This window comes from Pseudomonas lopnurensis (genome assembly GCF_015070855.1).
GTDB classification, from domain to species: domain Bacteria; phylum Pseudomonadota; class Gammaproteobacteria; order Pseudomonadales; family Pseudomonadaceae; genus Stutzerimonas; species Stutzerimonas lopnurensis.
The window spans coordinates 116,703-138,281 of the sequence record NZ_JADDIX010000099.1; the positions used below are offsets into that span (position 1 = coordinate 116,703).

The following is a 21,579-nucleotide window of genomic DNA, read 5'->3' on the forward strand; positions in this document are numbered from 1 at the left end:
TCATTCGGTGCTGCGCAAGGGCTGCGGAGTTGCAGGGTGCAAGGGCAGGCCGGCCTGTTCCCAGCCGTCGATTCCGTCGCGATACCAGTACAGCTGCGTGTAGCCCAGCGCATGGGCGCGTCTGGCGGCATTCCAGCCCAGCCAGCAGTCGGAGCGGCAGTAGAATACCAGCGGCCGGCCGGGGTCGCCCTGGCTGATACGCGCCAGGTTGCGGGCGAAGTAGCTTGCCCATTCGGGCTGCAGATTGCCATCGCCGGTATTGGCCAGCCACAGGCTGCCGGGCAGATTGGCGTGCGCTTCGTTGTCGATGAAGCGGCCGGCCAGCCACTGGCAGCGATAGACGTCCACCAGGACCGCTTGCGGCTCACGCTTCAGCAGGGCCTGCAGCGCCACCGTATCCAGCGTCTGCGCGCCTTCGACCGTCGGCGGCGTAGGGCTGCGGTACTGCGTCTGGCGATAGCCTTCGGCGGAGAACAACCCGGCATCCTCCGTGGTCGCCACTGCCGTGTTCATGGATAGCCATGGCAGCGCGACGATCAGCAATGGCAGTAGCGACCTGAGCATCATCCTGACCCTTGGTACTTCGGTGGACCGATTACAGATCAACGGGCCTGTCTTTGAAATCCTACGATGGACGGGAAAACCAGTACCAAAGTAGTAAAAGGTGCGGGCCGAATGGCGCGGCGGCCTGAAGCCGAGCGCCGCCAGGGAAGGGAGAATACGCGGAAAGTAGCGTTCCGACGGTACCAAGGTAGTAGGCCGGCGGCCGGCGCCAGCCCCTAGCATGTGACTGCCCGATAACGATAACGAGGCCTTCCCATGCCCAGTTGCAAAGCATTGCCGCTGCGCCGACCGACCGAGCGCTTCGAGCACATGGCCGGCGCCCTCGCGCAGGCGTGGGCCGAAAACGAGCGGCTCGGCCAGGCGCTGCTCGCCTTGCAGGAGCGCGAACGCACCCAGCTGGCCCAAGCCCTGCACGACGGCCTCGGCCAGTGCATCGCCGGCATTCGCGCCCAGGCCTGCCTGCTCAAGCTGGTGATGGAACAGCCGCAGCAGGTCGCCAGCACCGCGGCTTGTCTCGACGACAACTGCCGGCAGTTGCAGGACGGCTTCAGCCGCCTGACCCGCGAGCTGTACCCCGTGATGCTCGAGCATATGGAGCTGGACGAGGCCGTCCGCCTGCTCGGCGAGCAATGGCAGGCGGCCCAGGGCATCGCCTGCGAGCTGTACCTGGATTCGCACCTGCCGGCGTTGCCGCTGCCGATCAAGACACACCTCTACCGCCTGTTGCAGGAAGCGCTGACCAATGTGGCCCGCCATGCCCAGGCCAGCATGGTACGCGTCCGGCTGCAGCGGCGTGGCGCGCGGCTGCGCCTGCTGCTGCGCGACAACGGCCGGGGCTCGCATGCGCACCGCCCCGGTATCGGCCTGCGCTCGATGGCCGAACGTGCGCGCAGCCTGGGCGGCGAACTGTACCTGAGCCAACGGCCCGGCAACGGCTGGGCGATCTATCTGGATATTCCCCTCACGGAGGCACTGGCTCCATGAAGATTCTCCTGGTGGACGACCATGCCGTGGTGCGTCAGGGCTATGCCAGCCTGCTGCGTGCGCTGCTGCCCGAGGTGCGGGTGAGCGAGGCCTGCGATGGCGAGCAGGCGCTGGAAAAGACCCAGAACGACATTCCCAACCTGGTGATCATGGACATAGGCCTGCCAGGCATCAGCGGCCTGGAAACGACGCGACGATTGTTGCGGCGCCTGCCGCAACTGCCGGTACTGTTCTTCAGCATGCACGACGAGTTGCCGTTGGTGCGACAGGCGCTGGATGCCGGGGCCGCGGGATACATCACCAAGAGCTCGTCGCCGCAGGTGTTGCTGGAGGCGGTGCGGCGCATCCTTTCCGGCTACGCCTATATCGAACAGCCACTGGCCACCGAACTGGCGCGCAACCCCAGCCACGGCGGCGCGCAGGACCCGCGCCTGCACGGCATGACCCAGCGCGAGTTCGAAATCTTCGTGATGCTGGCCAAGGGCACGCCGGCCCGGCAGATCGCCGAGCAGCTGTGCATCAGCGGCAAGACCGTGTCCAACTACCTGACCCTGCTGAAGAACAAGCTACAGGTCAGTTCCCAGGCCGAGCTGGTGCACCTGGCGATCGATACCGGCGTGCTGCGCGTCGGAGCTAAACTGGCGTTCGAGGTTTCCTGAGCCGGCTCGCCGAAAACGCCCAACACCGTCCCGCAAGCCGATCAGTGCATCCGGCCGCGAGTCAAAATCACATGCGACATCGCGTATGCTGGCGAGCTCATGGCCCATGTTCAGGGCCCCCGGAGGGAGCCCGGATGAGCCACGTCGTTGCAGGAGTTCTGGTCGTCGCGAAGCAAACAGCGGCATCGGGCGAGGGGCAATGAGCATGTCGCCACGCTTGCGCATCATCCTCGCGCTCGGCAGCGCACAGACCCTGGCCTGGGGCTCGACCTACTATCTGCCGGCGATCCTCGCCGAGCCGATGGCGCACGACCTCGGCATCACCAGCGGTAACGTCTTCGCGGCGTTTTCCCTGGCGCTGGTCGTCACCGCCGTTCTCGGCCCGCTCTCCGGGAAGCGGATCGACCGTCACGGCGGTCGCGACGTGCTGGCGGTTTCCAATATCGTCTTCGCCGCCGGGCTGGCCACGCTGGGTCTGGCGACCGGCCCGCTGATGCTCTGGCTCGGCTGGCTGGTGATCGGCATCGGCATGGCGCTGGGGTTGTACGAGTCCGCCTTCTCGACCCTCGCCGGTATCTACGGTCGCGACGCGCGCGGGGCGATCACCGGGATCACGCTGCTGGCCGGCTTCGCCAGTACCGTCTGCTGGCCGATCAGTGGCTGGCTGGACGCGCACCATGGCTGGCGCGTGACCTGCCTGTTCTGGGCCGCGGCGCATATCCTGCTCGGTTTGCCGCTCAACCGGCTGATGATTCCGGTCGGCATCCAGCCCGCTCCCGAGACCGCAGGCAAACCGCAGAGCAGAGAACGCACGGGTTCCGGCCTGACCATGGCCCTGCTGGCCTTCGTATTCGCCGCCACCTGGTTCACCAGCACCGCGATGGCCGCGCACCTGCCGCGACTGTTGCAGGAATCCGGGCTTACGGCGGCCGCCGCCATCGGCGTCGCGGCACTGGTAGGGCCGGCCCAGGTCGGCGCACGCTGCCTGGAGTTCGTCCTGCTGCAGCGCTTTCATCCCCTGGTCTCGGCGCGGCTTGCCGCGATCGCGCATCCTGTCGGTGCGGCGGGGGTGATGCTGGTCGGCGCTCCGGCCACCACGGCGTTCGCGCTGCTACATGGTGGCGGCAACGGCATCCTGACCATCGCCAAGGGCACCTTGCCGCTGGTGATCTTCGGGCCGCAGGGCTATGGCCTGCGCCAGGGGCTGCTGATGGTCCCGGCGCGCTTCGCCCAGGCGCTGTCGCCATTCGTGTTCGCACTGCTGATCGACGATTTCGGTATCGACGCCCTGTGGCTCTCGGCCACGCTGGGCGTATTGGCCTATGCAGCGCTGTCGCTACTGCAGTGGACGGTGCGGGGGCTCGGCCGAACGTAGCCGACGCTCTTTGCGGCATCCGCCGCACCCGCTCAGGGTTAGGGCTGCACTGCATGAAGCAGCATCTCGCGCTGCGCGGCGCTCAGCCCGAGAAATACCTGCAACGCGCCATAGGCATCGTTTGCGGCATACAGCCGTTGCGCCTCGCCAAGGGTCGCATCGGCCCAGTTCGAGGTGGCCAGGCGCCGCGACTTGCGCAGACGCGCGTGCAACACGGCCGCGACCGCACCGCGCAGGCCGACCTGGCCCTTCCTGCCGTGATAACGCAGCGCCGTGCCGAGGTCGATATAGGGGTGCAATTCGATGCCCAGCCTGTTCCGCAGTCGGCTGCGGTCCGATTTCAACCCAAAGCCGATCTTCACCACATCCGGCGCGTGCAGCACCTCGCGGGCCGCGTCCAGGCAGCCCGGCAGGCCGACCTGAAACAGGTAGGCCTGGTCGGTTGTTGCGAACTGGATCAGGTGCGGGCCGCTGGACACTTCGCCGATCTTGAAGGTCGGCTTGGATTCGGTATCGAAACCGATGCAGGGGCATACGCGGATGCTGGCGACGGCCGCGGCGAACTCGGCTGCGCTGGCAGGCATGACGATGCGATCGCTTGTCAGCCCCTGGAATGGCGGCAGAGCATCGATGTCCTGGTGCTGAGCGATATGGGTGGCTGGCTTCTGGCTCAATCGGTGCGCCTCGCAGAGCCAGAGCTTCCGGCTCCAGTGCAGGCCGGGAGCGTCATGCCACCGCTAGCCGGCTCGCATGGCACGCTGCCGCTGGCGACTGCCGGATTGCCGCAGACCATCATGTCTTCAACTGGCTGGCGAATTGTCCGACGGCACGGACCACACGCTTGGCACCGTCCTGGATCTCGACGATCACCGCGCCGGCCTGGTTGGCGAACTCCTGCCCCTGTTCGGCCTGCTCGCGGCTGGCCGACATGCTGTGCACGGCGGCCTGCGCCAGATCCTGGTTCTTCTGCACGACGCCAACGATTTCTTCGGCTGCCTTGCTGGTGCGGGCAGCCAGTTGGCGTACTTCATCGGCCACCACGGCGAAACCACGTCCCTGGTCGCCCGCCCTGGCCGCTTCGATGGCAGCGTTGAGCGCAAGCAGATTGGTCTGATCGGCGATGCCGCTGATGGTCTTGAGGATTGCGCTGATCAGCTGCGATTGCTGGTCCAGTGCCTCGATGCCTTGCGAAGCCTCCTGCACCTGCTCAGCGATGCGATGCATCACGTCGACTGTCTCCTGGACCACCTGCGCGCCGCGCTGGGCGCTGAGATCGGTACGCTGCGAGGTGTCGTAGGCAATGGTCGCGGCCTCGGCGACGGCCAGTTCACGGTTGACCTGATCAGTGATGACGGTTGCGAACTTGATGATTTTGTACAACTTGCCGTGGGCATCGTAGACCGGGTTGTAGGAGGCTTCCAGCCAGACGGTCCTGCCCTGTGCATCGATGCGCTTGAAGCGCTCGGCAATATACTCGCCGCGGTTGAGCCTGGCCCAGAACTCCTGGTACGCGGGCGATTCGCTCTCCTCGCGCTCACAGAATATGCGGTGGTGCTTGCCCTGGATCTGCTCGAGGCGATAACCCATGCTATCGAGAAATCCTTGGTTGGCCTTGAGCATATGCCCATCGAGGTCGAACTCGATTACCGCCGTCGAGCGCAACAGCGCTTTGACCAAGCTTTCGTACTCGCGGGACTTCTCGATAGTGCGGGTCAGGTTGGTGGCACACAGAACGAACTGCTGCAGCGTACCGTCCGAGTTCTTGATCGGTTGCCAGATCGAGCGTAGCCAGGCTTCCTTGCCATCGGCCCGCAGCATCCGGAATGCACCATTGGTGTGCTCGCCGCGCTGCATGGCGGTCTTCAGGCGAGCATAATTCGGCTCGGTCCTGAACTCCTGACTGAAGAAGCCGTCGACTGGGCGGCCGACTATGTCGTCCCGGCGATAGCCCATTTCGCTGAGAAACAGCTCATTGGCGTACTGGATGCTTCCTTGCTGGTCCAACTCCAGAATCATCATTTCCCTGTAAAACGAGTCCCTGATCTGCCGGTTGATCGCTACTTCCTCGCGCAGCTCCGCCAGTTCCCGTTTGAGGTGCTTGTTGAACATCGTATTGGCATCCATTGTGGGGCAAGATTCGTCCAGTATCTGGATCGGCGCCAGAAGCCAATTCGTTAGTCAGTGATGCAGAAGTTTATTCGATTGCCTTGATAGATTGGATCAATGAATGCGGTCAGGATACCGTCAGCCCGGAAGAATTCACTTTTCCCAGTCATGCGGGCAGTCGGTGCAACCCTCCATGTTGGTTCCCTGGAAGGTCGCATAATGTCGCCGCGCGCCGGTGAGGGTGGCATTGGCCAGGTTGGCGTCGTTGAGCTTGGCTTCCTGCAGGTTGGCGTCGGTCAGGTCGGCGCCCTCGAGGTCGGCCTTGCTCAGCCAGGTCATTTCCAGGTCGGCGGCGCGCAGCGTGCTGTCGTGCAGCTTGGCGCCGCTCATGCGGGCGAATTCGAGGTAGGCGGCGGTGAGGTCGGCGCCCTTGAACTGCGCGGCCTGGGCGAACAGGCCCCAGCCCTGGATGGCGACCAGCCGGGCATCGGTGAAGTTCGCCAGGCGCAGGTTGGCCTGTTGCAGGCTGGCGCGGTTGAGGGTGGCGCCGGTGAGGTTGGCTTTCTCCAGGTTGGCCAGGTCGAGGTTGGCGTGGCGCAGGTTGGCGCCGGAAAGATCGGCCCCCGCGAGGTCGATCTTGCGCAGGTCCAGGTTGCTGAGATCGGCCCCGCGCAGGTCGGCGTTGGCGCAGCGGCTTTCCGGCTGGATGGCGCAGCCGTTGATGACCAGCGGCTGGTCATCGGCGGCGAAGGCCGGGGCAGCAATGAATAACAAGGGAAGGAGCAGGCTGGACGGTTTCATGATGAGGCCCATGCTTTTTTTGGGTGCGCTTCGCGCACCGGATTCTTGAGGGATTCGGGTCTGGTGCGCGAAGCGCACCCGGAGAACGGGAATGGCCCGATACCGCGAACAGACAGGTATCGGACGGTCGTGCCCGCGACAGGGCGGGCACGACCGAGACCTCAACGCTTGGCGGTCTTGTTTTCCCATTCCGGCAGCTTGAATACCCAGAACGAGCCGCCCTGGGCGACCGGTTTGGTCAGCACGGCCATGTCGCCGCCCCACAGCGGCACCGCGCCGCCATAACCGACGGTCACGCCGATGTACTGCTCGCCGTCCTGTTCCCAGGTGATCGGCGGGGAGATGATTCCGCTGCCGGTCTGGAATTTCCACAGCTCGTCGCCGGTCTTGGCGTCGAAGGCCTTGAAGTAGCCGTCGCTGGTGCCGGTGAAGACGAGGTTGCCCTTGGTCGCGAGCACGCCGGCCCACAGCGGCAGCTTCTCCTTGTGCTCCCACTCCACCTTGCCGGTGGTGGGGTTCATGGCGCGCAGGATGCCGACGTGGTCGTCATACATGCGCTTGATGCGGAAACCCTGGCCGAGGTAGGCCGAGCCTTTCTTGTAGCTGACTTCCTCGGTCCAGTAGTCCTCCTTCCAGTGGTTGGCCGGCACGTAGAACAGCCCGGTGTCCTGGCTGTAGGCCATGGGGTTCCAGTTCTTGCCGCCGAGGAAGGGCGGGGAGACCTCGACCGATTTGCCGTGCTTCTCGCCTGGCTCGGGCTTGGGCGGGCGCTGGCCTTCGTTCTCCACCGGGCGGCCGGTTTCGAGGTCGATGTGGCTGGCCCAGGTGATGCCGTCGACGAAGGGGAAGGCGTTCTGCAGCTTGCCGTCCTTGCGGTCGACCACGTAGAAGAAGCCGTTGCGGTCGGCGTGGGCGGTGGCCTTGACGGTCTTGCCGTGCTTGTCCTTGTAGTCGAACAGCACCAGTTCGTTGTTGCCGGAGAAATCCCAGGCATCGTTCGGGGTGTGCTGGTAGAACCATTTCACTTCGCCGGTGCTCGGGTCGACGCCCACCTGGCCGGAGGTGTAGAGGCTGTCGTAGTCCTGCGGATTGCCGTCCTTCGAGGTGCGCGCCCAGCCGTTCCACGGGGCCGGGTTGCCCGCGCCGACGATGATGGTGTTGGTTTCGGCATCGAAGCTGGCGCTCTGCCATGGCGCGCCGCCGCCCTGGCTCCAGGCTTCGACCTTGCCGGTGGGGGAGTTCGCGTCGTCCGGCCAGGAGGGCGCCTTGATGTCACCGGTCGGGGTGCTGTCCTTGCCGTTGAGGCGACCCATGTGGCCTTCGACGAAGGGCCGCATCCAGATTTCCTCGCCGGTGTCCGGGTCGCGAGCGAAGAGCTTGCCGACCACGCCGAATTCGTCACCGGAGCTGCCGTGGATCAGCAGCACCTTGCCGCTCTTGCCGTCCTTCACGAGGGTCGGCGCGCCGGTCATGGTGTAGCCGGCGCCGTGATCGCCGAACTTCTTGTTCCAGACGACCTTGCCGGTGTCCTTGTTCAGCGCCACGACGCGGGCGTCGAGGGTGCCGAAGTAAATCTTGTCGCCATAGATGGCGGCACCACGGTTGACCACGTCGCAGCAGGGACGGATGTCGTCGGGCAGGCGGTGGGCGTAGCTCCACAGGCGTTTGCCGGTCTTGGCATCCAGGGCGAAGACACGCGAATAGGAGCCGGTCACGTAGATCACGCCATCGTGGATGAGGGCCTGGGATTCCTGGCCGCGCTGCTTCTCGTCGCCGAAGGAAAACGACCAGGCCGGGGTCAGCTTGAACACATTGCTGTCATTGACCTGCACCAGCGGGCTCCAGCGCTGGGCGTTGGTGCCCAGGCCGTACTGCAGGACGTTGTGGGTGGACGTGTGGTCGTTGGCGATGTCTTCCCAACTGACCGGCTTGGCCTGGGCGGCGCCAGTCGATGCGAGGGCGCCTGCCAGTGTCAGGCATTGCACGGCGATGGCGAGCGGGCGTTTGCTGGCGGGGTGCGATCTTGTTGTCATGGTTGCGATTCCCTTGGTCGATTCGGACGAGGCCACCGTCTGCCGGTGGCCTGGCGATTCGATTATCGAAAGCGCGGTGTCGGCGCCGATACGGAAATGCTCCCGCGAATGCCGGGAAAACTTCCCAAACGCCCGGTGATTTGGCCTTGCTACCGGAGTGCCGTCCGGCGTGCTGCCAAAGGTGGTGGCAACAGCCAGTACCAAGGGAGGAGACGCTGGCATCCAAAGCAGGATTCTGCCGATCCGGCCCCGCCGCGAACATGACCACCATGCGCTCCGCTGGGAGCTGCCTTGCACGGTTCACGAATGAAGGGTGGTAGTCATGAATAACAAGATCCATATGCGCGCACTGCTTACCGCAGGCTTCCTCGCCATATCCGGCCTGGCCCTGGCCCACGGCGACATTGTGCCCCAGGCCGTGGAAACCAAGGGCCTGCCTCCGCTCGGCGAAGAATGGGCGGAGGAAAACCCCTACCGCGCCCCGAGCGAGCACCACGACCTGGCGGTGGAGATCGGTTCGTCCGCCTATAACCAGAACTGCGCCCGATGCCATGGGCTGGAAGCCATCTCCGGCGGCATCGCCCCGGATCTGCGCGAACTGGAGGCCAGCCACGACGGTGACGAGTGGTTCAAGGAACGCGTGATCAATGGCGCGGTGCGCGACGGCGCGGTGTACATGCCACGCATGGCCGACACCCTCAGCCAGGAGGCGCTGTGGGCGATCCGAACCTATATCGAATCCGAGGCGGCCAAGCAGTGATGGCCCAGGGACTGTAGCGCATTCGAACAGGCGGACGCGGCCTGTGAAACCCACCGGGTAGGCCATGCCGCTCCGCTGCCGGGGAGGCGACATGAACATGCGAATCCTGCTGGTATTGCTGCTGGTCATTCGGGTCGATGGCCTGTTCGCGGCCGATGCCGATCCGCTGCAATCGGTCATGTGGGACTACCACCACAAGGGCTTGCTCGATGGCGAGCCGTACGTGTTCGATGAGCGCGTAAAGGTGCAGGCGCCGCCATTCGCCGAGGATGCGCGCCAGGTGCCGGTGCATATCGATGCCAGGGCGCTGGGCGAGGATGTGGTGCGCATCGAGGCCTGGGCCGATCTCAACCCGATCCCACGGGTGTTCACCTTCGTGCCCGGTGAGCAGGTGCTGCCGCTGGTGGCCATCCGTATCCGCGTGGAGCAGGCGACGCCGATCCGCGCGGCGGTGCTGACTCGTGATGGCGTCTGGCACGTGGGGTCGGCCAAGGTCGATGCGGCCGGCGGCGGCTGCACCGCGCCGAGCGTGGTGCGGGCGCAACCGGGCTGGGAGGATCGTCTGGGCCAGGTCATCGGCGGACGTTTTCCCCGGGGCGAGGGCAGCCGGCTGCGGCTGCAGGTATCGCACCCGATGGACAACGGCCTGGTCGGCGGCATTCCGGAATTTTTCCTCAACCAGGCCGAATTGCGTGATGCCGAAGGCACGGTGCTGGCGTCGCTGGAGCTGTATCCCGCCGTCAGCGAAAACCCGAGCCTGAGCCTGGAACTGAAAGGTCGCCAGGACACCCGCCTGTGGCTGCGCGACAACAACGGCAACGAGTTCGAGGCGGCGCTGTAGCCGTTCCAGTCCAGCAAGAGGAAACGCCATGCGCCTGCCCATCCTGATCATCGCGCTCTGCCTGGCGTTGCCGCTGCAGGCCGAGCTGCGCTACCCGCTGCAGCCGCGGCAGATCGCCGAGAACGTCTGGCTGCTGGAGGGCTCGACCGACAACTTCGGCCCGCACAACGGCGGCAATATCGTCAACACCGGCTTCATCGTGACCGATGCCGGCGTGGTGGTGATCGACAGCGGGCCGTCCCGGCGCTATGGCGAGACCATGCGCACGGCCATCGCCGATGTGACCGGGCAGCCCGTCGCCAGGGTGCTGCTCACCCATCATCATCCCGACCACGTGCTCGGCAACCAGGCCTTCGCCGACGTGCCCATCGCCGCCCTGGCCGGCACTACGGAGTTGCTGCGCGAGCAGGGCGATGCCATGGCCGAGAACATGTACCGCCTGGTCGGCGACTGGATGCGCGGGACCGAAGTGCAACTGCCGTCCGAAATCCTCGCGCCCGGCGTGCTGGACATCGGCGGGCGCAGGTTGCGGCTGCTGGCGCTGCGCGGACATACGGGGGCCGATCTGGCGGTGCTCGATGAACGCAGCGGCGTGCTGTTCGCCGGCGACCTGCTGTTCCATCAGCGCGCCCTGACCACCCCCAACAGCCCGGGGCTGGATGTCTGGCTGGCGGATCTCGATACCCTGGAAGCGCTGCCGTGGAAGTTGCTGGTGCCCGGCCACGGCCCGGTCGCCGGCGACGCGGCGCCGTTCGTGCAGATGCGCGATTATCTCGGCTGGCTCGATGGCCTGCTGCGTGGCGCGGCGGCCACTGGCGAGGACATGAACGAAGTCATCCAGAGTTCCATCCCCGAACGTTTCGACGGTGTCAGCCTGACGCGCTACGAGCTGATTCGCAGCGTCAGCCACCTCTATCCCGGATACGAGGCCAGGCAGCTGCAGCGGGTGGACGAGTAGGAGCGGTTCCGCGGTGCGCCATCAGTCGTAGGAGCCCGGGGGACGCCGAGTCCTTGCTGGCGATGCCGTTAAGCCGACAATCGCCAGCGAGCTGGCTCCTACAAAAGGCGCTCTGTGCCGGTATTAGAGCCCTTTCAGTTGCGCTGCTTGCGGTTGACGGTTTCCGCCGCCTTGATGATGTCCGCGCCGATCACCGACTCGAACTGCTGCCAGACCGGACGCATCGCTTCGCGCCAGGCCTCGCGTTCTTCCTGGGTCAGGGTGATCACTTCCGAGGTGCCGGACTGGCGGATGCGCTCGCGGTCGGCCTGGTTCAACTGCTCGGCTTCGAGGTTCACCATGTAGCTCACCTCGTCGAGGATGGCTTCCAGCTCGAAGCGGATCTTGTGCGGCATACCCATCCAGAAACGCGTGTTGCTCACCACCATGTAGTCCAGCACGCCATGGTTGGTTTCGGTGATGTAGGGCTGCACGGTGTGCATTTTCTTGCTGTAGATGTTCGACCAGGGGTTTTCCGCACCCTGGACGGTGCCGGTCTTGAGCGCGTCGTACACCTCGGCGAAGGCCAGCTTCCTGGTCGTCGCCCCCACTGCATCGAATTGCGCCTCGAGCACCGCCGAAGGCTGGATGCGGAAGCTCAGGCCCGAGGCGTCGCGCGGCATGCGCAAGGCGCGGGTGGCGGAAAGCTGCTTCATGCCATTGTGCCAGTAGGCCAGGCCGGTGAGGTTCTTGTCTTCCATCGAGCGCAGCAATTGACGGCCCTTGGCGCGCTTCTGGAAACGGTTGACCGCGTCGAGGTCGTCGAACAGGAACGGCAGGTCGAATACCTGCACCTGCTTGGTGTATTGCTCGAACTTCGCCAGCGAGGGGGCCAGCAACTGCACGTCGTCGTTGCGCAGGGCTTCGAGCTCGTCGGCATCGCCGAACAGGGTCGAGTTCGGATAGACCTCGACGCTGACCTGGCCGGGCAGCCGTTCCTCGGCCAGGCGCTTGAACATCAACGCACCCTTGCCCTTGGGCGTGTCTTCGGCCACCACGTGAGAGAACTTGATAACGATGGGCTCGGCCTGGACCCATGCGCTGGCGGCCGCCAGCACGAGCCCGGCAAGGGTAATGATCGGCTTCATGAAAGACTCTTTATTCTGGTTGGTTGGCTGTGCGTCCGTCCCGGCTGAGCAGCCACCGGGCGTGGTCAGGCTTTCAGCCGTCCGTTATGCCAAAGATGGATGACGTTCGAAAGCGCTTTGCATGACCAACACGGCGGTAACGGGATCAGGTCACATTTTTGCCGGCCACAGGCGGGCGTCTGGCGGAGTCTCGGACGCCAGACGCGCGCAGCGCATAACCGCGTGTTCAGCTTTCGGCTTGCCAGCCACCGCCGAGTGCCTTGTACAGCGCGACCACGCCGCGATACAGCTCCACTTCCGCCTGTGCCTGGGCATCCTCGGCGGCCAGCCGCTCGCGCTCGGCGTCCAGCAGCACGAGGAAGTCCACCGTGCCTTCGCGGTAGCGGATTTCCGCCTGTTGCGCGGCCGCGCGGCTGGCCGTGGACTGGCGCAGCAGCGACAACAGACGTTCCTGGGCGCGGGCGTAATCGCTGAAGGCGTTTTCCGATTCCTCCAGCGCCAGCAGCACCTGGTGCTCATAGCTCGCCAGCGCGCCGTCGGCATCGGCTTCGGCACCGCGCAGGCGGGCGCGCACGCTGCCCAGGTCGAACGCCGCCCAACTGATGCTCGGCGCCACACCCCAGGCCTCGGCCGCGCTGGAGCCGATCTGCGAGCCACGCCCGGCGATGAAGCCGAGAAAGCCGGACAGGCTCACCCGCGGGAACAGGTCGGCGGTCGCCACGCCGACATTGGCGGTCGCCGCGGCCAGCTGGCGCTCGGCAGCACGGATGTCCGGCCGGCGGCGCAGCAGCTCGCTGGGGTCGCCGATCGGCAATGCCTTGGCGATGGCCGGCAGTTCGCGCGGCGACAGGTCCACGGCGAGCCGGTCGGCGCGCTGGCCGAGCAGGGTGGCGATGCGGTTGCGCGCGCGGGCCTGCTGCGCCTGCAGCTGCGGCAGGCTGGCCTCGGTGGCGGCCAGCCGCGCGTCGGCGCGCAGCACGTCCAGCTCGCTGCCCATGCCGGCGTCGCGCAGTTGCTCGGTCAGTTCGTGGGAATCGCGCTGATTCGCCAGGTTGTCGCGGGCGATACGTTCGCGCAACTGGGCGCCGCGTAGCTGGCCATAGGCATCGACCAACTCGGCGATCAGGCTGACCTGCAACTGGTAGAGCTCGGCCTCGGCGGCCTCGGCCTGGGCTTCGCTGGCTTCCAGGCGGCGCTGAATACGGCCGAACAGGTCCAGTTCCCAGGCCATGTCCAGACCCAGGTCGTAGCGCTCGGCGTTGATCCGCCGCTCGCTGAAGCCGGGCTGTTGCGCCTTGCCGATATCGGCGCTGGCGCCCGCGGTGACCGTGGGGAAACGATCATTGGCGTCGTCGTCGCGAATCGAGCGGGCCGCACGCAACCTGGCGAAGGCAATGCGCAGCTCGCGGTTCTCCGCCAGGGCTTCGCCGACCAGCATATCCAGCGTCGGGTCTTCGAATTGGTGCCACCAGGCGGACTCGAATCGCGAGCGGTCGTAGTCGCTGTCCTCGGCATGGGCGATGCGCGCCGGCTCGGGCTGGGGTGTCCGGTAATCCGGGCCGACCGCACAGCCGGCGATGGCCAGGGCGAGCAGGGAAAGGGCGAAGAACTTCATGCATGAATCTCCTTGAACAGCGCCTTGCGCGCTTCGCGCTTCTCGACGAAGGCACGAATCACCAGATAGAACACCGGCGTCAGCAGCAACCCGAAGAAGGTCACCCCGAGCATCCCGGAAAACACCGCGACGCCCATGGCGTGGCGCATCTCGGCGCCGGCGCCGGTGGACAGCACCAGCGGCACCACACCCATGATGAAGGCGAAACTGGTCATCAGGATCGGCCGCAGGCGCAGCCGGCAGGCCTCCAGCACCGCGGTGAGACGATCCATGCCTTCTTCCTGTTTGTCCTTGGCGAACTCCACCAGCAGGATGGCGTTCTTGCAGGCCAGCCCCACCAGTACGATCAGGCCGATCTGGGTGAACACGTTGTTGTCGCTGCCGGCCAGGATCACCCCGGCGATCGCCGAGAGCAGCGTCATCGGCACGATCAGGATCACCGCCAGCGGCAGGCTCCAGCTCTCGTACTGCGCGGCCAGCACCAGGAAGGCCAGCAGCACGCAGAGCGGGAAGACGAACATCGCGGTGTTGCCGGCGAGAATCTGCTGGTAGGTCAGTTCGGTCCATTCGTAGCTCATGCCGTTGGGCAGCTCGGCCTGGAGCAGGCGCTCCATGGCCGCCTCGGCCTGCCCGGAGCTGTAGCCCGGCGCGGCGGCGCCGTTGATCTCGGCGGTGAGGAAGCCGTTGTAGTGCATCACCCGATCGGGACCGGCGCTGTCGCTGACCTTGACGAAGGTCGACAGCGGGACCATCTCGCCGCGGTCGTTGCGCACCTTCAACTGGCCGATCTGCTCGGGCGCCAGGCGGAATTTCTGATCGGCCTGGACGTTGACCTGATAGGTACGGCCGAAGCGGTTGAAGTCGTTGGCGTACAGCGAGCCGAGGTAGACCTGCATGGTGTCGAAGATCTGGTCGATGGCCACGCCATGGGTCTTGGCCTTTTCGCGGTCGATGTCGGCGTCCACCTGCGGCACGTTGACCTGATAGCTGGTGAACAGCCCGGCCAGCTCCGGATAGTCCGCGCTCTTGGCGATGACGTTCTGCACCTCGCTGTAGAGCGCCTCGTAGCCCAGGCTGCCGCGATCCTGCACCTGCACGCGGAAGCCGCCGATGGTGCCCAGGCCTTGTACCGGTGGTGGCGGGAAGATTGCGAGATAGGCTTCCTGAATACCCGCGAACTGGCCGTTAAGCTCGCCGGCAATGGCCCCGGCTGACATGCTTTCGTCCTTGCGCTGGTCGAAGTCCTTCAGCGCAACGAAGACGATGCCGCTGTTCGGGCTGTTGGTGAAACCGTTGATCGACAGGCCCGGAAAGGCAATGGTGTTTTCGACGCCGGGGTGCTGGCCGGCGATTTCCGACATTTGCTTGATCACCGCCTCGGTGCGGTCGAGGGTGGCGGCGTCCGGCAACTGGGCGAAGGCGACCAGGTATTGCTTGTCCTGTGGCGGGACGAAACCGGTCGGCGTGCTGGCAAAGCCCAGGTAGCCGAGGGCGACCAGCCCCACGTACACCACCAGGGCGATACCGCTGCCGCGCAGGATGCGCCGCACGACGCCGACGTAGCCATGGCTGGCACGGTCGAAGACGCGGTTGAACGGACGGAACAGCCAGCCACCGAACAACCGGTCGAGCAGGCGCGAGAAGGCGTCCTTCGGCGCGTCGTGGGCCTTGAGCAGGGTGGCCGCCAGCGCCGGCGACAGGGTCAGCGAGTTGAACGCCGAGATCACCGTGGAGATGGCGATGGTCAGCGCGAACTGTTGGTAGAACTGCCCGGTGAGGCCGGAGATGAAAGCGGTGGGGATGAACACCGCGCAGAGCACCAGGGCGGTGGCGACGATCGGCCCGGTGACTTCCTTCATCGCCTGGCGGGTGGCCTCCACCGGCGACTTGCCGAGGCCGATGTTGCGCTCGACGTTCTCCACCACGACGATGGCGTCGTCCACCACGATGCCGATGGCCAGCACCAGGCCGAACAGCGACAGCGCATTGAGCGAGAAGCCGAGCAGATGCATCACCGCGAAGGTGCCGATCAACGATACCGGCACCGCCGCCAACGGGATGATCGAGGCGCGCCAGGTCTGCAGGAACAGGATCACCACCAGCACCACCAGCACGATGGCTTCGAGCAGGGTGTGCACCACCGCCTCGATGGAGCCGCGCACGAAGATGGTCGGGTCGTAGACGATCTCGTAGTCCACGCCCTGGGGGAACTCCTGTTTCAGCTCGGCCATGCGCTCGCGCACCAGGTCGGAGATGGCGATGGCATTCGAACCCGGGCGCTGGAAGATCGGGATCGCCACCGCCGGCTGGTTGTTCAGCAGCGAACGCAGGGCGTACTGGCTGGAGCCCAGTTCGATGCGCGCGATGTCCTTCAGGCGGGTGATCTCGCCGTCCGCGCCGGCGCGCACCACGATGTTCTCGAATTCTTCCTCGTCGATCAGCCGACCCTGGGTATTGATCGACAGCTGGAAGTCGGTGGCGCCCGGTGCTGGCGGCGCACCCAGGGCACCGGCGGCGACCTGGCGGTTCTGTTCGCGGATGGCGTTGACCACGTCGCTGGCGGTGAGGTTGCGCGAGGCGACCTTGTTCGGGTCGAGCCAGACGCGCAGCGAATAGTCGCCCAGGCCGAACAGCTGCACGTCGCCGACGCCGTCCAGCCGCGCCAGCTCGTCCTTGACGTTGAGCGCGGCGTAGTTGGACAGGTAGAGCATGTCGTAGCGTTCGTCCGGCGACGTCAGGTGCACCACCATGGTCAGGTCCGGCGAGGCCTTGTCCACCGTCACGCCGAGGCGCTGCACCTCGGTGGGCAGGGTCGGCATGGTGCGGGTCACGCGGTTCTGCACCTGCACCTGGGCGTTGTCCAGATCGGTGCCGAGGGCGAAGGTGATGGTCAGCGTGAGCTTGCCGTCGGCGGTGGCCTGGGACGACATGTAGAGCATGCCCTCGACACCGGTGATGGCCTGTTCCAATGGCGAGGCGACGGTTTCACCGATCACCTTGGGATTGGCGCCGGGGAATTCGGCGCGCACCACCACGGTGGGCGGGACGACTTCCGGGTATTCGCTGATCGGCAGCTGGAACAGCGAGATGGCGCCGCCGATGAGGATCACCAGCGACAGTACGGCGGCGAAGATCGGCCGCTTGATGAAGAATTGCGAGAAATTCATGGCGCACTCCGGGGGAGGGCGCAACGCAGGCGCCCTGGCGGATCGGTCGGGGTGGCGCGCAGGGCGCGCCGGGATTCAGGACAGCGGTCAGCAGGTTGTTAACGCCGCGATGGCAACGCAGGTAGCTTTTCAACAGCCTGCTGGGTGGCACTCAACCGTTCGGGCGCTGGGCCAGGGCGCGCTCGACGACCTGCGGCTGCAGCGCCTCGCTGATCGCGCGGTTCTGCCGTTTCAGCGCGGCCAGGGTGTCGGCATCGGCCATCGGCACCGATTCCGGCTGCACCGGGCTGCCCGGACGCACCCGCTGCAGGCCGTTGACCACGATGGTCTCGCCCCTGGCCAGGCCACCGCGGACGATGCGCAGGCCTTCGAGCTTCGGCCCCAGCTCGATGGGGCGATAGGCCACGGTGCCGTCATCGGCCAGTACCAGCACGAACTTCTTGCCCAGGTCGGTGCCGACCGCGACGTCCTTGATCAGCACCGCATCGTAGGTCGCGCTGCCGACCAGCCTGAGCCGCGCATAGAGCCCCGGGGTGAAGCGGCCGTCGCGGTTGTCGAACACGGCGCGGCCGCGAATGGTGCCGGTGCGCGGGTCGACCTGGTTGTCGATGAAATTCATATGCCCCAGGTGCGGATGGCCGTCCTCGCTGGACAGGCCGAGATACACCGGCGTCGTCTCGCCACGCGAGCCCTCGCGGGCCAGCTCGCGGTACTTGAGGTAGGTGCGCTCGTCGGCCTCGAAGTAGGCGTAGACCCTGTCGGTGGAGACCAGCGTGGTCAGCAGCGCCTCACCGGCGTTGACCAGGTTGCCGGCGGTGATCAGCGCCCGCCCGGCGCGGCCGTCGATCGGCGCGGTGACGCGGGTGAAGGAGAGGTCCAGCTGCGCCTTGTCGAGCTGCGCCTGGATCGCCGCGACCGCCGATCGCGCCTCGCTGGCGGCACTGACGCGGGCATCGGCCAGTTCGGCGGAAATCGCGTTCTTCTGCCGCAAGCGCTCGCCGCGCTGGGCTTCGCTGGTGGTGCGCTGCTGGGTGGCGCGGGCCTGCTGCAGCTGCGCCTGCAGGCGCTTGACCTCGGCTTCGAAGGGCCGTGGGTCGATCTGGAACAGCAGGTCGCCCTTCTTCACCAGGGCGCCTTCCTCGAAGGCCACCTGGTCGATGAACCCGGATACCCGCGGACGGATCTCCACCGACTCCGGCGCTTCCAGGCGGCCGGTGAGCTCGTCCCACTCGGTCACCTGCTGCTCGATGACCTCGGCGACGCTGACGGCGGGCGGCGGCGTCCCCGACTGGGTGGCCTCCGGTGCCTTGCCGCAGGCGGCCATGATGACGGCCGCCAGGGCGATAAGGGGAAAACGCAAGGCGTTGAGGGAACGTTCCATGCTTGACTCCGCAACTCGGATTAATCGATGGCGGGAGTCTGCGTGGTCGAGCCGCGCAGCAGAAATCGAACAAGCCGAAGGTGACTATCATTGGCGATGATGGTTGCGCGCTCGGCATCACGTGCACGCGAGGCCATTCGCCGAACTTTGTGGTTGGGTTGACGTAGGTTGGGTCGGGGCGCGCAGCCTGAGCGCAGCGAAGCCCAACGCGCGCGGTGTCCGGCAATGCATTCGTCATTATTCCGACGATGGGCGCGTCCCGTTGGGCTTCGCCGTGAGGCGGCTCAACCCAGGGTCATACCGCGTTCGGTCAGGACATGAATTTTGAAAGGCAGACGTCGGAGATCATTTTTCGCGGGTCCTTACGTCTCGTTCTTCGAATGCGTCGCGCACGGCTTCCACGACACGTTCCGCCCGGTGAGCATCGTCCAGTTGCGGATACGCTTTCTTCAACTTGCCGGATACCTGCCAGCCGTTTTCCTTGAGGGAACGAATGATGCGGTTCGCGTCCTGATCCGGCATTTCCAGCACTTCTTTGAGTCGCTCCTGGGCGCGTTGGAAAATGACCAGCACGCGGGCCTCATCGGCCATCTCGGTACGGACCGTATGCGCCACGACCTGGGCCGTGTACAGGACATGTTCGGTCAGATCGGGATAGCGCCATGCGAATTGCGCGTCGTCGTAGTCATCGAAGGCCAGGTTGCTCGGGGTGCCGTCCTCGTAGACGACGAGTTCGCTAAACCGATAGGACGCTGCGTAACGTTGCATGAAGGGCCGCGAAAATACCTCCAGCGTGCGATCGTAGCGCGCCCGGAAATCGATCGAACTGGTGATGGTGGCCGACACCGGCAGGATCACACCGTCAGGCACCGCCTTATCGCGGATCAGGGTGTCGTTGATCAGGAAGCGATGGATCCGACCGTTGCCGTCCCGCATGGGGTGGATATACACAAAGGCGAAAGCGATTGCTGCTGCCCGAGCCAGCGGCTCGGCGCCCCGGGTTGCCAGCTCGAATGCTTTCAGGCCATCGAGCAGCTGCGGTAGCGCCTCGGATGGCGGCGCAATATAGTGCACGATGTCCTCGCGCATGGTCGCCTGTCCGACGAAGACTGGCGAGCGCCGCAGGCCCAGTCCGAAGGCATCATGCCCCAGAATACCGGCTTGCAGCATGTGCAGGCTGTCGTTGCTCGACGGATTCTCGATATGGCCGCAGTACTTGGCGATCACATGGGCAAACCGCTGAATCCTGTCGGCCTGGTCCGCCTCTTTCTCGATAAGAAAGCTCGCACGCGACTCCTTGAACGTCAGCCAACTGGCCATGCGCATCAGGATGTCGGCGCCAAAGGTCTGGTTCAGCTCGCGCAGTGCCGCGTCCAGGTCAAATTGCAATGCTTCCTGTACGGCTTCGGTACGGCGGATCAGGGGGGAGAATGCCGGCACGCCGGGAAGATTATTGTTGATGCGCCAGCGCCGTATCCGCAGTGGCTCGACACGGGTCAGGTACTGCTGCGATGAGACGGCATCGACATAGCCGCCATTGCTGACATCCGGCACATCCAGACGCCGCCCGGTCAGCCACTCGTAGAGGAATCCGGTGCGACGGGCATATTGCCCAAAGGGCGCTTGCCGGCACCAGGCTTCGATCGGCTCCGGGCCGACAACCGCAAACAGCCGGGCGAAAAACTCGAGGTGAATGTCTTCGTACTTGAGCCCAAACTCGAAATGCCCCGCGAAGTCGTCCGCCGGCTGGTAGCTGGCGGGATACTTGTTCTGGACATGTCCGTTGCTCTCGCGGCTCCTTCGTGTCGTGCCGATCACCGACTCGACGCGCAGAGGTTGTGCAAGCGCGATACCGTAGCGATCGGCGAGTGCCTTGAAACCTGCTTGCATTGTCGAATCCCCTAACGAGAGCCGAAAAATGATAACCAAAAGGGGATGGTGCGCGAAAACAATAATCCGATAAGCGCGAAAACGCTAACGTTCACGCAAATTTGCTAACGGGCCAGCTGCTGTCGCCGAAAACGATAAAGGCTGGGACTCCGGTGGGCACTTGCCCTGGAGCCAATGTCATGGAAGCTCACGCCTTGGTGGCACTTGAAGCGCTGGGTCTGCAACTGCCGAGCAGGGTGTCCAAGGTTGGGCCTATGCCCTGTAGGTACGCGTTAGGTACGTGTCACCAAGTCCGGAGTGACATGGCGCAACAGCGCCTCGACGGGAGCAAGCGTATAGGGCTGTGCTCGCCTTGCCGCCCAAAGTCGTCAAAGGCTGTCCGGGTCGCCGACGAACATCTGGATGCGCGAGCGCAGCCAGCGCTCGGCGGGATCGTTGTCCTGGGCGCCGCGCCAGGCCATCGAGAGTTCGAAGTCCTGGCTGGTCTCGAACGGCAGCGGCTCGGCGCGCACGCCGCCGTTGGCGGCGAGGGCGGCGGCCGCGTAGTCGGGCACCGTGGCGATGATGTCGGTACCGGCGAGCAGGGCGGCCAGGCCGTTGAACTGCGGCACCGCCAGCACCACCTTGCGCTTGCAGCCGTGCAGCGCCAGTTCCTCGTCGATGTAGCCGTTGAGGTCGCCGGCGAAGGAGACCATCGCATGCGGCCGGGCGCAGTAGTCCTCCATGCTCAGCCGGCCGGGAATGGAATCGGCGCGCAGCAGCATCGGCTTCGGACGGCGCAACACCTTGCGCTTGGCATTGGCCGGCAGCTCCTCGGTATAGCAGACGCCCACGGAAATCTCGCCCGAGGCCAGCAACCCCGGCATCAGCAGGTAGTTGGCGCGGCGCACCACCAGCACCACGTCCGGCGCTTCGGCGCGCAGGCGGCGCAGCAGCGGTGGCAGCAGGGCGAATTCCACTTCATCGGTCAGGCCGATGCGAAACACCTGCGTGCTGGTCGCCGGATCGAACGTCGAGGCGCGGCTGACCGCCGTGGAGATCGAGTCGAGCGCCGGCGACAGCAGCTGCGCGATTTCCTGCGCGCGGGCGGTGGGCTCCATGCTGCGCCCGGTGCGCACGAACAGCGGGTCGTCGAACAGCGTGCGCAACCGCGCCAGGGCGGCGCTGATCGCCGGCTGGCCGAGGAACAGCTTTTCCGCGGCGCGGGTGACGCTGCGCTCGTGCATGAGCGTTTCGAAGACGATCAGCAGATTGAGGTCGACACGGCGAAGGTCGTTGCGATTCATGCCTGGTTCACTTCGGGCCTGCGGCCGGGCGG

Annotated in this window: 16 protein-coding genes and 1 pseudogene; 6 read left to right on the plus strand and 11 right to left on the minus strand. The window is 65.5% G+C overall.

Annotated features, from left to right (window positions below):
- Positions 1-564 carry a PQQ-dependent catabolism-associated CXXCW motif protein gene (locus IN820_RS21400; RefSeq protein WP_193682908.1) on the minus strand — a complete coding sequence of 188 codons (564 nt, stop codon included), beginning with the start codon at positions 562-564 and terminating at the stop codon, positions 1-3.
- 300 nt (positions 565-864) lie between these two features.
- Between IN820_RS21400 and IN820_RS21405 the strand changes: the two are divergent.
- From IN820_RS21405 to IN820_RS21415, 3 genes and pseudogenes are all read left to right on the plus strand, one after another.
- Positions 865-1,548: pseudogene (locus tag IN820_RS21405) on the plus strand (sensor histidine kinase); the annotation flags it as partial.
- Positions 1,545-2,207 carry a response regulator gene (locus IN820_RS21410; protein WP_193682910.1) on the plus strand — a complete coding sequence of 221 codons (663 nt, stop codon included), beginning with the start codon at positions 1,545-1,547 and terminating at the stop codon, positions 2,205-2,207. The pseudogene IN820_RS21405 and the gene IN820_RS21410, both read left to right, overlap by 4 nt.
- Positions 2,208-2,412: 205 nt before the next feature.
- On the plus strand, positions 2,413-3,582 hold the full coding sequence (locus IN820_RS21415; protein WP_193682911.1) for an MFS transporter: 1,170 nt from the start codon (positions 2,413-2,415) through the stop codon (positions 3,580-3,582).
- 38 nt (positions 3,583-3,620) lie between these two features.
- Here IN820_RS21415 and IN820_RS21420 read toward each other — a convergent pair whose 3' ends face one another.
- The 4 genes from IN820_RS21420 to exaA all read right to left on the minus strand — a co-directional run bounded on the left by IN820_RS21420 (position 3,621) and on the right by exaA (position 8,522).
- A complete protein-coding gene (locus tag IN820_RS21420; protein WP_193682912.1) occupies positions 3,621-4,256 on the minus strand; it encodes a 3'-5' exonuclease in 636 nt (211 codons plus the stop codon).
- A gap of 118 nt (positions 4,257-4,374) precedes the next feature.
- Positions 4,375-5,691, minus strand: a complete 1,317-nt coding sequence (locus tag IN820_RS21425; protein ID WP_193682913.1) for a methyl-accepting chemotaxis protein — start codon at positions 5,689-5,691, stop codon at positions 4,375-4,377.
- Positions 5,692-5,841: 150 nt separating this feature from the next.
- Positions 5,842-6,489 carry a pentapeptide repeat-containing protein gene (locus IN820_RS21430; RefSeq protein ID WP_193682914.1) on the minus strand — a complete coding sequence of 216 codons (648 nt, stop codon included), beginning with the start codon at positions 6,487-6,489 and terminating at the stop codon, positions 5,842-5,844.
- Between the two features lie 161 nt (positions 6,490-6,650).
- On the minus strand, positions 6,651-8,522 hold the full coding sequence (gene exaA / locus IN820_RS21435) for a quinoprotein ethanol dehydrogenase (RefSeq protein ID WP_193682915.1): 1,872 nt from the start codon (positions 8,520-8,522) through the stop codon (positions 6,651-6,653).
- Between the two features lie 322 nt (positions 8,523-8,844).
- On the opposite strand from exaA, the gene pedF reads away from it, so the two are divergent.
- The 3 genes from pedF (at position 8,845) to IN820_RS21450 (ending at position 11,081) form a co-directional block, all read left to right on the plus strand.
- The gene (pedF, locus tag IN820_RS21440; RefSeq protein ID WP_193682916.1) at positions 8,845-9,282 is read left to right on the plus strand and encodes a cytochrome c-550 PedF; all 438 of its coding nucleotides are present in this window, start codon (positions 8,845-8,847) and stop codon (positions 9,280-9,282) included.
- A gap of 91 nt (positions 9,283-9,373) precedes the next feature.
- Positions 9,374-10,123: a quinoprotein dehydrogenase-associated SoxYZ-like carrier gene (locus IN820_RS21445; RefSeq protein WP_193682917.1), complete on the plus strand. Its 750-nt coding sequence runs from the start codon at positions 9,374-9,376 to the stop codon at positions 10,121-10,123.
- A 28-nt stretch (positions 10,124-10,151) separates the two neighbouring features.
- The gene (locus IN820_RS21450) at positions 10,152-11,081 is read left to right on the plus strand and encodes a quinoprotein relay system zinc metallohydrolase 1 (protein ID WP_193682918.1); all 930 of its coding nucleotides are present in this window, start codon (positions 10,152-10,154) and stop codon (positions 11,079-11,081) included.
- Between the two features lie 134 nt (positions 11,082-11,215).
- Here the strand turns inward: IN820_RS21450 and IN820_RS21455 are convergent, their stop codons facing one another.
- From IN820_RS21455 to IN820_RS21480, 6 genes are all read right to left on the minus strand, one after another.
- Complete coding sequence (locus IN820_RS21455; RefSeq protein WP_193682919.1) at positions 11,216-12,208, minus strand: TRAP transporter substrate-binding protein; 993 nt, start codon at positions 12,206-12,208, stop codon at positions 11,216-11,218.
- Positions 12,209-12,434: 226 nt separating this feature from the next.
- Positions 12,435-13,823, minus strand: coding sequence for an efflux transporter outer membrane subunit (locus IN820_RS21460; protein WP_193682920.1), 1,389 nt, complete (start codon positions 13,821-13,823; stop codon positions 12,435-12,437).
- On the minus strand, positions 13,820-16,990 hold the full coding sequence (locus IN820_RS21465; protein WP_193682921.1) for an efflux RND transporter permease subunit: 3,171 nt from the start codon (positions 16,988-16,990) through the stop codon (positions 13,820-13,822). Before IN820_RS21465 ends, IN820_RS21460 begins: the two co-directional genes overlap by 4 nt.
- A gap of 151 nt (positions 16,991-17,141) precedes the next feature.
- Positions 17,142-18,371 (minus strand): multidrug efflux RND transporter periplasmic adaptor subunit MexE, encoded by a 1,230-nt coding sequence (gene mexE / locus IN820_RS21470; protein WP_193682922.1) that lies wholly within the window; start codon positions 18,369-18,371, stop codon positions 17,142-17,144.
- A 345-nt stretch (positions 18,372-18,716) separates the two neighbouring features.
- Positions 18,717-20,261, minus strand: a complete 1,545-nt coding sequence (locus tag IN820_RS21475) for a Fic family protein (RefSeq protein WP_193682923.1) — start codon at positions 20,259-20,261, stop codon at positions 18,717-18,719.
- 368 nt (positions 20,262-20,629) lie between these two features.
- Complete coding sequence (locus IN820_RS21480) at positions 20,630-21,547, minus strand: LysR substrate-binding domain-containing protein (RefSeq protein WP_235989220.1); 918 nt, start codon at positions 21,545-21,547, stop codon at positions 20,630-20,632.
- Between the last annotated feature and the right edge of the window lie 32 nt (positions 21,548-21,579).

Excerpts from the sequence above, each read along its gene's own strand:
- IN820_RS21400 (WP_193682908.1), bottom strand. The coding sequence starts at position 564 with ATGCTCAGGTCGCTACTGCCATTGCTGATCGTCGCGCTGCCATGGCTA.
- IN820_RS21410 (WP_193682910.1), top strand. The coding sequence starts at position 1,545 with ATGAAGATTCTCCTGGTGGACGACCATGCCGTGGTGCGTCAGGGCTAT.
- IN820_RS21415 (WP_193682911.1), top strand. The coding sequence starts at position 2,413 with ATGTCGCCACGCTTGCGCATCATCCTCGCGCTCGGCAGCGCACAGACC.
- IN820_RS21425 (WP_193682913.1), bottom strand. The coding sequence starts at position 5,691 with ATGTTCAACAAGCACCTCAAACGGGAACTGGCGGAGCTGCGCGAGGAA.
- IN820_RS21430 (WP_193682914.1), bottom strand. The coding sequence starts at position 6,489 with ATGAAACCGTCCAGCCTGCTCCTTCCCTTGTTATTCATTGCTGCCCCG.
- exaA (WP_193682915.1), bottom strand. The coding sequence starts at position 8,522 with ATGACAACAAGATCGCACCCCGCCAGCAAACGCCCGCTCGCCATCGCC.
- pedF (WP_193682916.1), top strand. The coding sequence starts at position 8,845 with ATGAATAACAAGATCCATATGCGCGCACTGCTTACCGCAGGCTTCCTC.
- IN820_RS21445 (WP_193682917.1), top strand. The coding sequence starts at position 9,374 with ATGAACATGCGAATCCTGCTGGTATTGCTGCTGGTCATTCGGGTCGAT.
- IN820_RS21450 (WP_193682918.1), top strand. The coding sequence starts at position 10,152 with ATGCGCCTGCCCATCCTGATCATCGCGCTCTGCCTGGCGTTGCCGCTG.
- IN820_RS21455 (WP_193682919.1), bottom strand. The coding sequence starts at position 12,208 with ATGAAGCCGATCATTACCCTTGCCGGGCTCGTGCTGGCGGCCGCCAGC.
- IN820_RS21460 (WP_193682920.1), bottom strand. The coding sequence starts at position 13,823 with ATGAAGTTCTTCGCCCTTTCCCTGCTCGCCCTGGCCATCGCCGGCTGT.
- IN820_RS21465 (WP_193682921.1), bottom strand. The coding sequence starts at position 16,990 with ATGAATTTCTCGCAATTCTTCATCAAGCGGCCGATCTTCGCCGCCGTA.
- mexE (WP_193682922.1), bottom strand. The coding sequence starts at position 18,371 with ATGGAACGTTCCCTCAACGCCTTGCGTTTTCCCCTTATCGCCCTGGCG.
- IN820_RS21475 (WP_193682923.1), bottom strand. The coding sequence starts at position 20,261 with ATGCAAGCAGGTTTCAAGGCACTCGCCGATCGCTACGGTATCGCGCTT.
- IN820_RS21480 (WP_235989220.1), bottom strand. The coding sequence starts at position 21,547 with ATGAATCGCAACGACCTTCGCCGTGTCGACCTCAATCTGCTGATCGTC.